This is a genomic window from Streptomyces sp. NBC_00554, from assembly GCF_041431135.1.
In the GTDB taxonomy this organism is placed as follows: Bacteria; Actinomycetota; Actinomycetes; order Streptomycetales; family Streptomycetaceae; genus Streptomyces.
In genome coordinates this window covers 4,940,871-4,954,508 of sequence record NZ_CP107799.1, presented here as the reverse complement: position 1 = coordinate 4,954,508, position 13,638 = coordinate 4,940,871, and the positions used below count along the sequence as shown (strand labels likewise).

Sequence of the window (13,638 nt, the reverse complement as noted above, 5' to 3'; positions counted from 1 at the left end):
AGGGATTCTGCCCACACGGGAGATGATTCGGAGTCGAGTGCAGGAAAATGCTGGCATCTTGAGGGGCCTTCGGACGCTGTAGCCGCTTCTGGAAAGGCCCGGTCATGCAGGCATCCCCCGCCGACAGCGCCACGCTCCCACCTCAGCAGTCACAGCCCGACAAACAGGCGCGAGCAGGGGATTCCCCCAGGGATCGCGACGGGATTCCGTGGTGGCTCTGGGTTCTCGTGGGGGCGCTGTTCTTCACGTACATGACGCTGTCCCTCCGCATCCATCAACGGCTGCTGTCCAACGCCTTCGACCTGGGAATCTTCGAACAGGTCATCCGGTCCTACGCGGACGGGCACCTTCCCGTGTCCGAGGTGAAGGGGCCGGACTACCCCGTTCTGGGGGACCATTTCCACCCTGTTCTGGCCCTTGTCGCCCCCTTCTACCGGCTCTGGCCCTCGCCGCAGGTCCTGCTCGTGGTGCAGGCGGCGCTGATCGCCGCGAGCGTTCTGCCGCTGGCCCTCTGGGCCCGTCGTGCACTGGGCTCCGGCGCGGCGGCGGTCATCGGCACTTGCTACGGCCTGTCCTGGGGCCTCGCGAACGCCGCCGGCTTCGACTTCCATGAAGTGGCCTTCGCCGTTCCGCTGCTCGCGTGCTCACTGGCCGCTCTGGGGAGCGACCGGCTGCGTGCCGCGGCGTTCTGGGCCCTGCCCTTGTTGCTGGTCAAGGAGGACCTCGGCCTCACCGTGGCCGTGATCGGCTTCCTCATCGCCCTGCGGGGGGACCGCAAGCTGGGGATCGCCACCGTCGCGGCCGGTCTGGTCGGGACGGCCCTGGCGATGCTGGTGATCCTGCCGGCCTTCAACCCGCAGGGGTCCTACGCGTATACGCACTGGCTGACAGGTCCAGAAGGCGGCGCCGAAAGCGGGCCGTTGGACCTGCTGTACAAGGCCACGATCGGTCTCATCACCCCCGAGGCCAAGGTCACGACTCTGCTGTTCCTGCTGGCCCCCACACTGTTCCTGGCCCTGCGGTCCCCGCTGTTGTGGGTCGCGCTGCCGACCCTGGCCTGGCGCTTCGCCTCCGGGCTCTGGACCCACTGGGGCACCAGCTACCACTACTCGGTCGTGCTGATGCCGATCGTCTTCGCCGCCTTCATCGATGCCCTGATCCGGAGGCAGTCGAGCACAGTGAGCCTGCGGCGCTACCTCGTGGGCTCGGCCGCGATCACGGCCTTGCTCCTTCCGCAGTTCCCGCTATGGCAGTTGGCGAAGCCGGAGACCTGGCGTGCCGATCCGCGCATCGCCGTCGCCCACAAGCTCATGGACCGGATCCCCGACGGCGCGACGGTCCAGGCGTCCAACCAACTCGTGCCCCAGCTCACCGACCGCACGAGTGCCAGCCTCTACGGCTGGGCCGACAGCCGCCCCGACCCGGAGTGGATCATGGTGGACACCGAGGTGCCGCAGCAGCGGCGATGGCCGTTGAGTCCCGGGGAGGAGAGGATCTCCCTGGACCGTGCCCTCACGCAGGGGTACCGCACCGCGGCGGAACAGGACGGCTTCGTGCTGCTCACCCGCTCGGGCTGACGCCCCCCGGCCGACGCGAGCCAACGCGAACCGACGCGAGCCCCAGACCTACCGCACGAGCACCGACTTGATGATGACGGGCAGCTGGGGCCTGCCATCGGTGGATCCGTCCGACGTCCCCGTCTCGCCGATCTTCCGCAGTACGTCCATTCCGTCGACGACTTTCGCGAACGGAGTCCACTGGGGCGACATGGCGACGTCCGGATCGGCGTAACTGATGAAGAACTGGCTTCCATTCTTCCCCGGTTCCACCTTGGCCATCGCCACGGTGCCCGCCGGATAGCTCGCTCCGTTCAGATTTTCGTCGGAGAAGAAGTATCCGGGGTCGGCTTTGCCGTCCCCTTTGGTGTCTCCGCATTCCAGAACGTAGATCCCCTGAGTGGTGACGCGGTGGCATTCGCTGCCGTCGAAGTACCCCTTGCGGGCCAGGAAGGAGAACGAGTTGGTCGTGCAGGGCGCGTCGCCGGTCAGGGCCTTGAGCGTGACCTCTCCCCGGTTGGTGACCAAGGTGACCGTGAGCGGACGGGCGGCCTTCTCGGCGTCGAAGACGGGGAGGTCGGAGCGGGTTCCGCGCTCGGTTGGCGTGTAGGAACACGATGCCTGCGGCTTGGAGTCGGAATCCTGTGTGGCCAGGGAGACCGACATCCAGGTCAGCGCCGAGCCGACCCCCGTGACGGCGAGAGCCATCGTCGCGGCCGCCGCCACACGGTTCTTGGGCCGTGCACCGGCCCTCAGTTTTCCTGACCATTTCCTGATGGGCATTCATTCCCCGATCGTGGTGGGTTGCGTTGGCCGAAACGACGCCGAGAGCGTATCCAGGCGTATTTGGATCAGGGCCAGCGACACACACCATTCCCGTTTCGGCTCGGCGCGCCTCAGCCATTCATGCCGGGGAGCTGGAATTGGATGAGGATTGTGAATCCAACGGTATGCCTGAACATGATCGTCAAAGACGAAGCGCCGGTGATTCGCCGCTGTCTTGAATCCGTCCGTCCCCTGATCGATACCTGGGTCATCCTGGACACCGGCTCCAGCGACGGCACTCAGGACGTCATCCGTGAGGTCTTCAAGGATCTGCCCGGTGCTCTGCACGAGAGCCCCTGGAAGGGCTTCGACGGGAGCCGCAGCGAAGCGATCGACCTCGCCCGCGACCGTGCGGACTATCTGCTGTTCATCGACGCCGACGACCTGATGGAGGTGGAGCAGGGGTTCCGTATGCCGGAGCTGACCCACGACGCCTACCGGGTCGCCCTCCACGACGGGCCGATCATCCACTGGCGCCCCGCCCTGGTCTCGACCCGGCTGCCCTGGCGCTATGTCGGTGTCCTGCACGAGTACCTCGAATGCGGAGAGCCGTACAGCCGCGGGACGTTCACGGGCGCCAACATCCTCTCCGTGGGAGGCGGCGCCCGCCTGCGCGACGGCCAGCGGAACAAGTACCTGCGCGACGCGGAGATCCTTGAGGAAGGCCTGGTCAAGGAGCCCGACAATGCCCGCTACGTCTTCTATCTCGCGCAGAGCTGGCGCGACGCCGGCGAGCCCGAGAAGGCACTCGCCGCCTACGACCGCCGGGCGGCCATGGGCGGATGGGGCGAGGAGGTCTTCTGCGCCCACCTCTACGCCGCGCGGCTCGCGGCACGTCTCGAAAGGCCCGCCGCCGAGGTGATGGACCGCTATCTCCGCGCCCACGAGAGCCGGCCCTCACGCGCCGAAGCACTCGGCGATCTGGCACGCTACTGCCGCGAAAACGGCCCGCGCTGGCCGCTGGCCCACCTCTTCGCGAAGGCCGCGGCGCGGATCCCGTATCCGAGCGACATCCTGTTCGTCGAGTTCGACTGGTACAACTGGCGCGCTCTCGACGAACTGGCGGTGGCGGCGTACTGGACCGGGGAGTACGAGGAGACCATGGCCTGCTGCGAGCAGCTTCTCGCCGACGGCAAGCTCCCCGAGGCGCAGCGCGAGCGCGTGACCCGCAACCTCGAATTCGCCCGGAGCAAGCGGGGCTCGAGTGAGCTGGTGGACGCCTGACCCTGACGATCGCGTACGGGTTCGAGGCAGTGTTCGAAGCGCTCGACCCGCTCCTGACGATCACGCACAGGCAGATCGACGGCCGCACGGCAACACCGCTCCCGGCGATTCGACGCGGGAGACCATAGGCACAGGAGTCACGGGCCTTGCGGCGGCTCGCCGGTACGCGGCTGCGAATTCGCTGTCGTGCACGCATCCATCGGGGGGTGGCCGGTACGCCGATATGTTGATAACCCCTCCGAGCACTCAAGGCGTTGCTTCTGCGATCCGATGTTGCCCAGGGAGGCTCGAACGCGCTTCCGGAATGGAATCTCGAACGTGCTTCCGGGACATCACTCGATCCGAAATCATGAGGAGCAGTGCATGAGTCCTGAACACCGGAACCGATCCCCATTCGGTCCGCTGCCTGTACGGAACGCCTGGCTGACCGGGGGCACCATCGCCTCGCTCGCACTCGTGCTCTCGAGCATCGCGAGCCCCGCGGGCGCCGTGGCGCGCACTACCGATCCGGCCACCGAGACCGCCGTGTCGAGCCCGTCCACCGGGGACCCGTGCAAGAAGCCGCGGCCGAAGCCGAAGCCGAAGCCGAAGCCGCACAGGCCGCACAGGCCGGAGGGGAAGTCCGTCGAGCCTGCGGCCGGCGGCGACCACGACAAGTGCAAGGTCGGGCCTACGGGTCCGACTGGGGCCACCGGTGCCACGGGCGCGACCGGTGCCACGGGTCCGACCGGGCCCGCAGACGGTGCGACGGGTGCGACGGGTGCCACGGGTGCGACCGGTGCCACGGGTCCGACTGGGCCTGCAGACGGTGCGACGGGTGCGACAGGTGCCACGGGTGCCACGGGTGCGACTGGGGCCACCGGCGCAACGGGCCCGTGTACTGACATCGACACCTACGAGCCCTCGGACTCGGAGGAGTTCAGCGCGCTGCTCATCGACGGTGTGGCGTACGCCGGGCGCAGGGACAACCAGCCGGAGCTGGGCGACTACACGTGGACGGACCTCAGCGACAACGAGGACTACCCCGAAAACGTCTGCGGCATCTCTATCGCGGCCCAGGGCAACGACTCTTCGATCAAGGTCGTGACCACAGAGGGTGACATCTGGGAGACGCTGGGCGACACGAACGGCGACAACTTCGACTGGGACGGGGACTGGGACCCGGTGGATGCACCGACGGCCGTGAACCGCGCCATCATCAAGTCCAAGGGCGACCTGAACATGATCGGTTCCCTGAACGGACTTCCGACGAACAGGAACGGCTCCTGACCCCCTCCTGATACCCGCGGCTCGCCGCGCGCGCCCATCCGTACGCGCGCGGTGAGCCGGGGCACCGCCCGCCCAAAACCCACGGCAACCTTTCAACTCCCCGCGCCCACTGATGAGTCGAAGCCCCGCACCGGAGCTTCACACCGCACGTGACCCACCACCACGTAAAGGACTCATCCGTGGCATCCCCCTCCCACCGCCGGTCCCTCCGCAAGCGGCGCACGATCGTCGTAGCCTCCGCCGCCGTCGCGGCGACAGGCCTCGGCGCCGTCGCCTTCGTGATGAACGCGAACGCCGGAGCCGTCGACCTGGCCCACCAGACGCTGCCCGCCAAGGACGGCTGGGCGGCCTCAGGGTCGGGCACGACCGGCGGCTCGCAGGCCGACTCGGCGCACGTGTTCACCGTCAGCACCCGGGCGCAGTTGGTGAAGGCGCTGGGATCCAGCACCAATTCAACGGCGAAGATCATCCAGGTCAAGGGCACGATCGACGCCAACACGGACGACGCCGGCAAGAAGCTGACCTGCGCCGACTACGCCTCCGGTACGGGCTATTCGCTGGCCGCCTACCTCAAGGCGTACGACCCGGCCACCTACGGCACCTCCAAGCTGCCCTCGGGCACGCAGGAGTCCGCCCGCGCCGCCGCCCAGGCCAAGCAGGCGAAGAGCGTCGTCCTCAAGGTGCCGGCCAACACCACCATCGTGGGCGTGCCGGGGACCAAGGCCGGGATCACCGGCGGGAGTCTGCAGGTGAAGAGCGTGGACAACGTCATCATCCGCAACCTCGCCTTCTCCGCCACCGAGGACTGCTTCCCGCAGTGGGACCCGACGGACGGTTCCACCGGCAACTGGAACTCCGCCTACGACTCCGTCACCCTGCGCGGGGCGACCCATGTGTGGGCCGACCACAACACGTTCACCGACGCGCCGCACCTCGACAGCGCCAACCCCAAGTACTACGGCCGGGAGTACCAGATCCACGACGGCGCCCTCGACATCACCAACGGCTCGGATCTGGTGACCGTCGAGCGCAACCAGTTCACCAGTCACGACAAGACCATGCTGATAGGCAGCAGCGACACCGACAGCACCGGCAAGCTGCGCGTCTCGATCCACCACAACGTGTGGAAGGGCATAGTCCAGCGCGCCCCGCTGGCCCGCATCGGCCAGATCCACATCTACAACAACTACTTCGACACGACGACCCTCAACGGCTACGCGCCCCTCTACAGCATCAACTCCCGCGCCAAGGCCCAGGTCGTCGCCGAGAACAACTACTGGAAACTGCCGTCCGGCGGCAAGGCCGCGAAGCTTCTCAGCGGCGACGGCACCGGCTCGGTCGCGGGCGGCGGCAACCTCGTCAACGGCACGGCGACCGACCTCGTCGCCGCGTACAACGCCGCCAACTCGAAGAAGCTGAAGACGACGGTGAACTGGACCCCGGCGCTCACCGCCGGCCTCCAGACCTCCGCGAAGAACCTCCCCACGGAACTGGCGACCACCACCGGCGCCGGGATCCTCACCAACTAGAGCCACACAAAAGGGCGCCCGGGGTCGGAAGACCCCGGGCGCCCTTCAACTTTGCGGTCAGGACAGGGACTTGTATCCGCCCCAACCCGTCGCGATCTTTGTGCGGGCTCCGAACGACCCTGCGCCGTTGCCGTAGTTGCGCCAGAGGTTGCCGGCCGTGTCACGCGAGACCAGGTCGGCCTTGCCGTCGCGGTTGAGGTCGCCCACGCCGACGATGACGTTGTAGGAGCCACCCCAGTTGGCGAAGACCTTCACGCGGGCCGCGAAGGTGCCGTTGCCCTTGCCGTAGTAGCGGTAGAGGTTGTTGGCCTTGTCCTGCGCGACCAGGTCACCGATGCCGTCACCGTTGAGGTCGCCGGTGCCGACGATCTTCTTGTACGTCTTCCAGTTGTCGTAGAGCTTCACGCGGGCGGAGAGCTTGCCCGCGCTCGTGCCCTTGTACAGGTAGACCGCGCCGGTGGAGGTGTTGCGGGCGATCAGGTCGGGACGACCGTCGCCGCTGACGTCTCCGGGCGAGGTGAGGATGTCGTACTGGTTCCAGCCGCTCGCCCCCAGCGACGTGTACGAGGTCGTCGGCTTGACCGCGCTGCCGCAGCCCGGCTTGTAGAGGCGCAGGGCCCCACTGCTCAGCCGTACCAGGACGTCGTTGCAACGATCGCCGCTCAGATCCCCGAACGGGACCGCCTTGATGCTGGTGGCCCAGCCCGAGCCGGTCGTCTTCTCGGAGAACTTGCCGCCGCCGGTGCCGTGTTGGTAGCTCAGGCCACCCGAGGAGTTGAGGGTGAGGACGTCGCCCACGCCGTCCGGTTCGCCTTCGATGCTGTTGAAGTCGTGGCGTACCGCCGAGCCGCCGAACACCGTTCCCGTGCCGCTGGTCAAGGTGGTCGCCGCGGTGCTGCCGAGGCCGGTCACCTTGAGGGTCCACTTGAAGCGGCCGTTGGGGAAGTAACTCCCGTTCGTCGCCTTGCCGTTCCAGGTCGGCGCCAGCCATGCCGTGGCTGCTCCGCCGGTGACCGTGCGCGTGGCCTTGCCGGTCTCGCCGCTCTCCACCGAGGTGAAGGTGAGGGACCAGGAGGAGATGGGACGGGACAGCAGCCAGTTGCCGTTCCACGTCTTGGAGTCGGTGTCCGACGACTTCGCCCAGACGAGGTCGTCGGCGGTCTTGGTCTCGAACACAGTTGTGGTGGACGGGGTCACCCCGGTCGTCGCCACGTGCGTCCGCTCGTGCAGGTCGAACCAGGCGACCAGGCCCGTGTACTCGTCCACCGTCCACCGGTAGCGGCGGTCGACGGCCAGACCGGAGTCCGGGAGCCCGGAGGCGATCGCGCGGGTGGCGCCGGTGGTCGCGTCCGTCAGGACGAGCTCGTCCGTGGTGTGGTCGTGGCGCACGGCGAATCCGTCGCCGAGCAGCACGTCACCGGGCGTGGTGGCGACCGACGTACCCGCCTTGGTGTCGTACACGCCCGCCGAGGCGGTCCCGCAGGCCCAGTACACCCAGCGGCCCGCCGCCTGCAGCTCGGTCGGGACGCAGCCCGCGCCCGGGATGGTGACCGTGGAGAGGGTCTTCGCCTCGGGCAGGCTGTACGAGGTGATCTGGCCGGCGGTGGTGGTGGCGCTCCAGAGCGTGGGGCCGTTGAGGGCGGCGGCGCGCACCGAACGCTTCAGCAGCTGACCGTCCTGGAAGTTGCCGACGTACTGCGTGGGCGTGGTGCCGCCGGAGTTGTACACCGCGTAGTCGTCGGAGACGTCGACGATGGAGCCGCCCTGGGTCGCGAAGTCCAGTTCGAGGCCCGGGATGGCGATCAGCCTGTCCGAAGCCGAGGTGTCGCTGTCGTCGGCCGTGCTGAGGTAGACGTCCCTGGGAGTGCTGCCGCTGTTGCCCCACAGCACCGAGCAACTGGTGACGGCGTACGGGCATGCGGAGCTGACCCCGGAGGACGCCGTGGCGGCGGAGGCGGTCAGCGTGGTGCCGCCGTCCGTGGTCAGGGTCCGTATCGACGTGTCGTCACTGGTGGTGGAGGCGGGGTCGTCCTCCGCCACGCGCAGGCTGCCCCGGCTGAGCGCGAGGCCCGTCTTGGCGTTCTCCGTCGCCGGGATCTCGGACACCTTTGCCAGCTCCAGGGAGCCGTCCGCCGCCTGGCTCGCGCGCTGCACCCACCAGTCGGTTGCGCTGGTGCCGCCCGTGACGAGGGCGTCGTCGCCGGCGGTGTGGATCGCGTACCCGTCCGCGTCGGCCAGCAGGGTCCGCGTGGAGCCGTCGGCGAGCGAGTGGGCCGTGATCGCGGTGCCGGTGCGCGTGTGCGTGGGCAGCAGCAGCCAGTCGCCGATCAGGACCGGCTCGCCGTCGAGGGAGCCGAGGGCCGGCTGGCCGATGATCGTGACGGGCGGGAGGTCGACGACCTGTTCCGTCCCCGCAGGGTCGGTACGGGACTTGAGGTGGAGGTCGCCGGTGCCGGGCTCGTACCAGCCGAACCGGTCCTCGCTCTGTACGTAGAACACGTTGGAGCCGACGTCGGTGAAGGCCTGGGTGGCGACGGCCGTGTCGACGTCGACGTAGGACAGGTAACTGCCGTACCCGTACAGCACACCGGCGGAGTCCGCGGCCACGACCTCGGAGGCCCCGATGCCGTACACGCCGTCGATGCCGGTAATGGTCCGAGAGCGCCGTACGCCGTCCACGGTGTCGATCAGGGTGTGCGCGGTGACGACCGTGTCACCGGCCAGCGCCCGGTATTCGTAGGAGGACGTGAAGGTCGACGTCTTGCGGGTCGCCGGGTCCCAGAGGGTGACGGACTTGGTGGTCGCGGCCGTCGGCAGGGCGACCAGGTCGCCGTCCGAGCCGAACCAGGCGGTCGAGCACTGCGAGCCGAGGGACGCGCAGGGCGCCGAGGGCGTGTAGACGCCGCTCGCGTTCTCCACGGTGACCGTCGTGCCGGTCGCGTAGTCCGTCCACAGCAGTCCGGCGACCCCGCTCTGCCGGTGCAGGAAGCCGGTCGTGCCGGCGGTGAGCGGCCGGTCGTCGCGATGCGTGTCCGAGTTCGGGTCGGTGAGCGTGATCCCGGTGGTGGCCGCGGCTTCGGTGGTGGCCGCCTCGGCGGAACCGCCGGCCTCGGAGTAAACGGTGACGGCCGCGACGGCGACCGCGAGTGCGGAGACGGCTGCGGCAAGACCGCCCCGTCTCAGGGCGTGTCTGCCCACGTGAATATCCCTCCCCGCGAGGGTCCCCGCCCTCGCACAAGTGAACGGATGCTACCAGCGGGTTCTTTGTGGGTTGTACGAGGTGGCGGACCGGGCCCGGACATCTGTCAGGGGCGGTCGACGCGGCCCGAACATCCGCCGCGGCACGCTCAGTTCACCCGCGTTTTCCGTTCCGTACTTCTCAAGTTTCGTTAAGGGGAGGCAAAGGTAACTCAAAGGGTTACCCACGATTGTCAGTGACATGTTGCTTCTTGTCGCCGCTGACCTGGTCGCCGTCTCCGTGCTGGCCTTCGGGATCTACTTCCCCCGCCACCACCGCCGGGACCTGGTGGCCGCGTTCCTGGGCGTGAACGTCGGCGTGCTCGCCGTGGCGATGGTGCTCGGCTCCACCTCGGTCGGCATCGGCATGGGGATGGGCCTGTTCGGGGTGCTGTCGATCATCCGGCTCCGCTCGTACGAGATCGCGCACCACGACATCGCCTACTACTTCTCGGCGCTGGCCATCGGCCTGCTGGCCGGTCTCTCCGAGTCTCTCGACCTTCTGCACGTCGGGCTGATGCTGCTGGTCGTGGGCACCCTCTTCGTCGGCGACCACCCCCGGCTGTTCCCGCGTTACCGCCAGCAGAACCTGCGTCTGGACTCCGCGTACACCGACGAGGACGCCCTGCGCGCGGACCTCGAAGTGCTGCTCGGCGGACGGGTGGTGAACCTGTCGGTGCGGAGCATCGACCTCGTCAACGACACGACTCAGGTCGAGGTGCGGTACGTCGTTCCGGCCGCCTCCCGGGCTCCCAAGGCGGCGAAGGCGGCCAAGGCACCGGGCTCCCGTACCGAGCGGAGGGTGGGGGCGTGACCGCCCTCGACTCCGTCGACGCGGTCATCGGCACACTGCGGCCGATCGGTCTCGATGAACTCCTCACGCGGGCCTCGCTGTTGACCCGGCTCGACCGCAAGTACATGCTGCCCCTCGCCGATCTGCCCTTCGTCCTCGGCGGTCTCGACGAGGACTCGCAGGTCCTGGAGATGGACGGGGCACGGCAGTTCGCCTACCGGTCCGTCTACTTCGACACCCCGGAGATGGACGGCTACCTGGGCGCCGCCCGCAGCAGACGGCGCCGGTTCAAGCTGCGGATCCGCACGTATCTCGACTCCGGCCAGCACTTCTTCGAGGTCAAGACGCGGGGCCCGCGCGGCACCACCGTCAAGCAACGCATTCCGTACGAGGGTGAGTTGGGGCGGCTCGGTGCCGAGGCGCGGGCCTACGCGGACACGGCGCTCGCCGAGTCCGGGATCGACTCCGGCCGCTTCCGGTTCGTGCCCACGCTGACCACGTACTACCGGCGCACGACCCTCTTCCTCCCGGCCACCGGAAGCCGGCTGACCGCCGACACCGACCTGACCTGGACGCTGCCCGACGGCACCGCCCTGCGCACCCCCGACCGGACCATCGTCGAGACCAAGGCGGGCCGGGCGGGCTCGGGGGCGGACCGGCTGCTCTGGTCGCTGAAGCACCGGCCCTGCCCGGTGTCGAAGTACGGCACCGGGCTCGCCGCCCTGCGCCCCGAGCTTCCCTCGAACCGCTGGCTGCCCGTACTGCGGCGCCATTTTCCGACGGCACTGGACGGGAGTCCGGCATGAGCACACGTACACGTATCAGAACGACGGCACGAGGATTTCGTACGAAGGCGGTGGGCGCCCTCGCTTCGGCGGTGCTCGCCGCGGCGGCGCTGGCCGGGTGCTCCTCGGGGAGCGACACCGCGGGAGATTCCGCCACGCCGAGTGCGAGCAGCGGATCGTCGGCCGCAGCAGTGGACGGTGGCCAGGGCGCAGCCGCCGTGCTCGCCGACAACAAGGAGTCGCACGCGGAGGCCTCCGACGGCGACTGGGACGAGTCCGCCGCCGTCGGGATCGAGCTGGACGGCGACTCGGCGTCCGCCGACGGCGACGGGGTGAAGGTGGACGGCTCCACGGTGACCATCACCGCGGGCGGTACCTACCGGGTCAGCGGCACCCTCACCGACGGGCAGATCGTCGTCAACGCCCCTGACGAGAAGGTGCAGTTGGTGCTCGACGGCGCCTCGGTCTCGCACTCCTCCGGCGCCGCGATCGAGGTCACCGCGGCCGACGAGGCCGTCGTCGTCCTCGCCGACGGCAGCGAGAACACCCTGAGCGACGCCGACTCCTACGCCGACGACGCCGAGGCCAACGCCGCGCTCTACAGCGCCGCCGACCTGACGGTCACGGGCGGCGGCCAACTCACCGTGCACGGCAACGGCAACGACGGCATCGCGAGCACGGACGGTCTGGTGATCTCCTCCGGCACGATCGTGGTCGACGCCGCCGACGACGGCATCCGCGGCAAGGACTACCTGATCGTCGAGGGCGGCCGGGTGACGGTCACCGCAGGTGGCGACGGCCTCAAGGCCGACAACAGCGAGGACACGGACTCCGGTTACGTCGCCCTCGGCGGCGGGACGGTGAAGGTGACCGCCAAGGGCGACGGTGTCGACGCCGCCACCGACCTGGTGGTCACCGGCGGCACGCTGACCGTCGACAGCGGCGAAGGGAGCGGCACTCAGCCGTCCGACGACACGTCCACGAAGGGGCTGAAGGCGGGCGTGATCAACGTGCTCGAGGGCGGCACCGTGTACGTCGACTCCTCCGACGACGCCGTGCACAGCGACGGCGCGGTCCACATCAGCGGGGCGAAGGTGACGGCCGCGAGCGGCGACGACGGGGTGCACGCCGAGGGCGACCTGATCGTCGACAAGGGGTCGTTGAAGATCACGTCGGCGGTCGAGGGCGTGGAGGGGGCCGACATCGCGGTGAACGGCGGCACGGTGGAGATCCACTCCAGCGACGACGGGATCAACGCGGCGGGTGGTACGAGCACTTCGGAGGACGGCGGTGGCGGCGGGGGCTTCGGAGGCGGCGGCGGAGGAGGCGGCAGTGAAGTGGGCGACTTCAAGCTGACCGTCACCGGTGGCACCCTCGTGGTGAACGCCGACGGCGACGGCCTCGACTCCAACGGCACCGCCGAGATCACCGGCGGCACGGTCGTCGTCAACGGACCGGAGCAGGCGGGGAACGGCGCCCTCGACGTCAACGGCAGCTTCACCGTCAGCGGCGGCACCCTCCTCGCCGCGGGCAGCGCGGGCATGGCCGTCGCACCCGGCACCGAGTCCGAGCAGGGCTGGCTCTCCGCGACCCTCGACTCGGCGGTCGACGCGGGCACGACCCTCCACGTCGTCGACTCCGACGGCAAGGTCCTGGCCACCTTCGTCACTTCGAAGTCCGTCCAGAACGTCGTCTACTCCTCCTCCGCCGTCAAGAGCGGCGAGGAGTACCGCATCTACTCCGGCGGCTCAGCCTCGGGCACGAGTACCGGCGGTCTGACCGCGACCGGCGAACTCGGCTCGGCCGAGGAGATCGCCACGGTGACGGCGGGCGAGGCTCCGGAGGGCGGCTTCGGCGGCGGTGGACCGGGCGGCCGGGGATAGCACGGGTAGCACGCGAGGGGTGCCCAGGACTTGAACTCCTGGGTGCCCCTCAGGTGTCGTACGAGCCGTCCCAGGGCTCGCCGAAGCCGAGGCGGTCCGGGTAGAGCTCCGCCCAGCTCTCGCCCTCGTCCTCCCTGATCACCAGGCCGAACAGGACGCCGTCGACGGTGAGTTGGAAGGGGCGGATCGCGATGTCCATGTAGCGGCGCCGGGGGAGACTTCGCAGCAGTTTCCCCAGGTGGGCCTCGGCCCTGGCAAGGACCGAGCCCTCGGCGTGCGGGGCGCGGTGCTGCTCGGCCCAGGTGCCCGCGCACCAGATCTCCGAGTCGCGGTACCGGCCCTCGGCGTCGAAAGTGTGAAGCACCGTGTAGAGGCGCTTGTGCTCTTCCCAGCCGTCGTCGGGACGGAACCCTTCGGGAAAGGCATACGTGACCGACGCCAGGAACTGGCCATCCGCGTACCGGCCGATGGCCTCGGTGCGGTGGTGCGGTTCATAGGCGATCGGGATGACCTCGGGGACTGCCATGGCGAAACCAT

At 68.9% G+C, this 13,638-nt stretch carries 10 protein-coding genes; 7 read left to right on the top strand and 3 right to left on the bottom strand.

Annotated elements, in window-relative coordinates; all coding sequences use genetic code 11:
* Window positions 1-104 precede the first annotated feature (104 nt).
* Complete coding sequence (locus OG266_RS21660) at window positions 105-1,577, top strand: DUF2079 domain-containing protein (protein WP_371547883.1); 1,473 nt, start codon at window positions 105-107, stop codon at window positions 1,575-1,577.
* 48 nt (window positions 1,578-1,625) lie between these two features.
* On the opposite strand, the gene OG266_RS21655 is transcribed toward OG266_RS21660, so the two are convergent.
* Entirely contained in the window at window positions 1,626-2,339 is a 714-nt protein-coding gene (locus tag OG266_RS21655) for a peptidylprolyl isomerase (RefSeq protein ID WP_371547881.1), read from the bottom strand.
* Between the two features lie 177 nt (window positions 2,340-2,516).
* Here OG266_RS21655 and OG266_RS21650 point away from each other — a divergent pair, with 177 nt between their 5' ends.
* From OG266_RS21650 to OG266_RS21640, 3 genes are all read left to right on the top strand, one after another.
* Entirely contained in the window at window positions 2,517-3,605 is a 1,089-nt protein-coding gene (locus tag OG266_RS21650) for a glycosyltransferase (protein WP_371547880.1), read from the top strand.
* A 363-nt stretch (window positions 3,606-3,968) separates the two neighbouring features.
* The gene (locus tag OG266_RS21645; RefSeq protein WP_371547879.1) at window positions 3,969-4,874 is read left to right on the top strand and encodes a hypothetical protein; all 906 of its coding nucleotides are present in this window, start codon (window positions 3,969-3,971) and stop codon (window positions 4,872-4,874) included.
* A gap of 179 nt (window positions 4,875-5,053) precedes the next feature.
* Window positions 5,054-6,403: a polysaccharide lyase family 1 protein gene (locus tag OG266_RS21640; protein WP_371547878.1), complete on the top strand. Its 1,350-nt coding sequence runs from the start codon at window positions 5,054-5,056 to the stop codon at window positions 6,401-6,403.
* 57 nt (window positions 6,404-6,460) lie between these two features.
* On the opposite strand, the gene OG266_RS21635 is transcribed toward OG266_RS21640, so the two are convergent.
* A complete protein-coding gene (locus OG266_RS21635; protein ID WP_371547877.1) occupies window positions 6,461-9,601 on the bottom strand; it encodes an FG-GAP repeat domain-containing protein in 3,141 nt (1,046 codons plus the stop codon).
* Window positions 9,602-9,842: 241 nt separating this feature from the next.
* Between OG266_RS21635 and OG266_RS21630 the strand changes: the two genes are divergently transcribed.
* From OG266_RS21630 to OG266_RS21620, 3 genes are read left to right on the top strand one after another with little or no spacing between them, the layout of a single operon-like run.
* Window positions 9,843-10,454, top strand: a complete 612-nt coding sequence (locus OG266_RS21630) for a DUF4956 domain-containing protein (RefSeq protein WP_266829859.1) — start codon at window positions 9,843-9,845, stop codon at window positions 10,452-10,454.
* Window positions 10,451-11,239, top strand: a complete 789-nt coding sequence (locus OG266_RS21625) for a VTC domain-containing protein (protein WP_371547876.1) — start codon at window positions 10,451-10,453, stop codon at window positions 11,237-11,239. Before OG266_RS21630 ends, OG266_RS21625 begins: the two co-directional genes overlap by 4 nt.
* Window positions 11,236-13,101 (top strand): carbohydrate-binding domain-containing protein, encoded by a 1,866-nt coding sequence (locus OG266_RS21620; protein ID WP_371547875.1) that lies wholly within the window; start codon window positions 11,236-11,238, stop codon window positions 13,099-13,101. The genes OG266_RS21625 and OG266_RS21620 overlap by 4 nt, the downstream gene beginning before the upstream one ends.
* Before the next feature lie 49 nt (window positions 13,102-13,150).
* On the opposite strand, the gene OG266_RS21615 is transcribed toward OG266_RS21620, so the two are convergent.
* Window positions 13,151-13,627, bottom strand: a complete 477-nt coding sequence (locus OG266_RS21615) for a hypothetical protein (RefSeq protein WP_266458072.1) — start codon at window positions 13,625-13,627, stop codon at window positions 13,151-13,153.
* Window positions 13,628-13,638 lie beyond the last annotated feature (11 nt).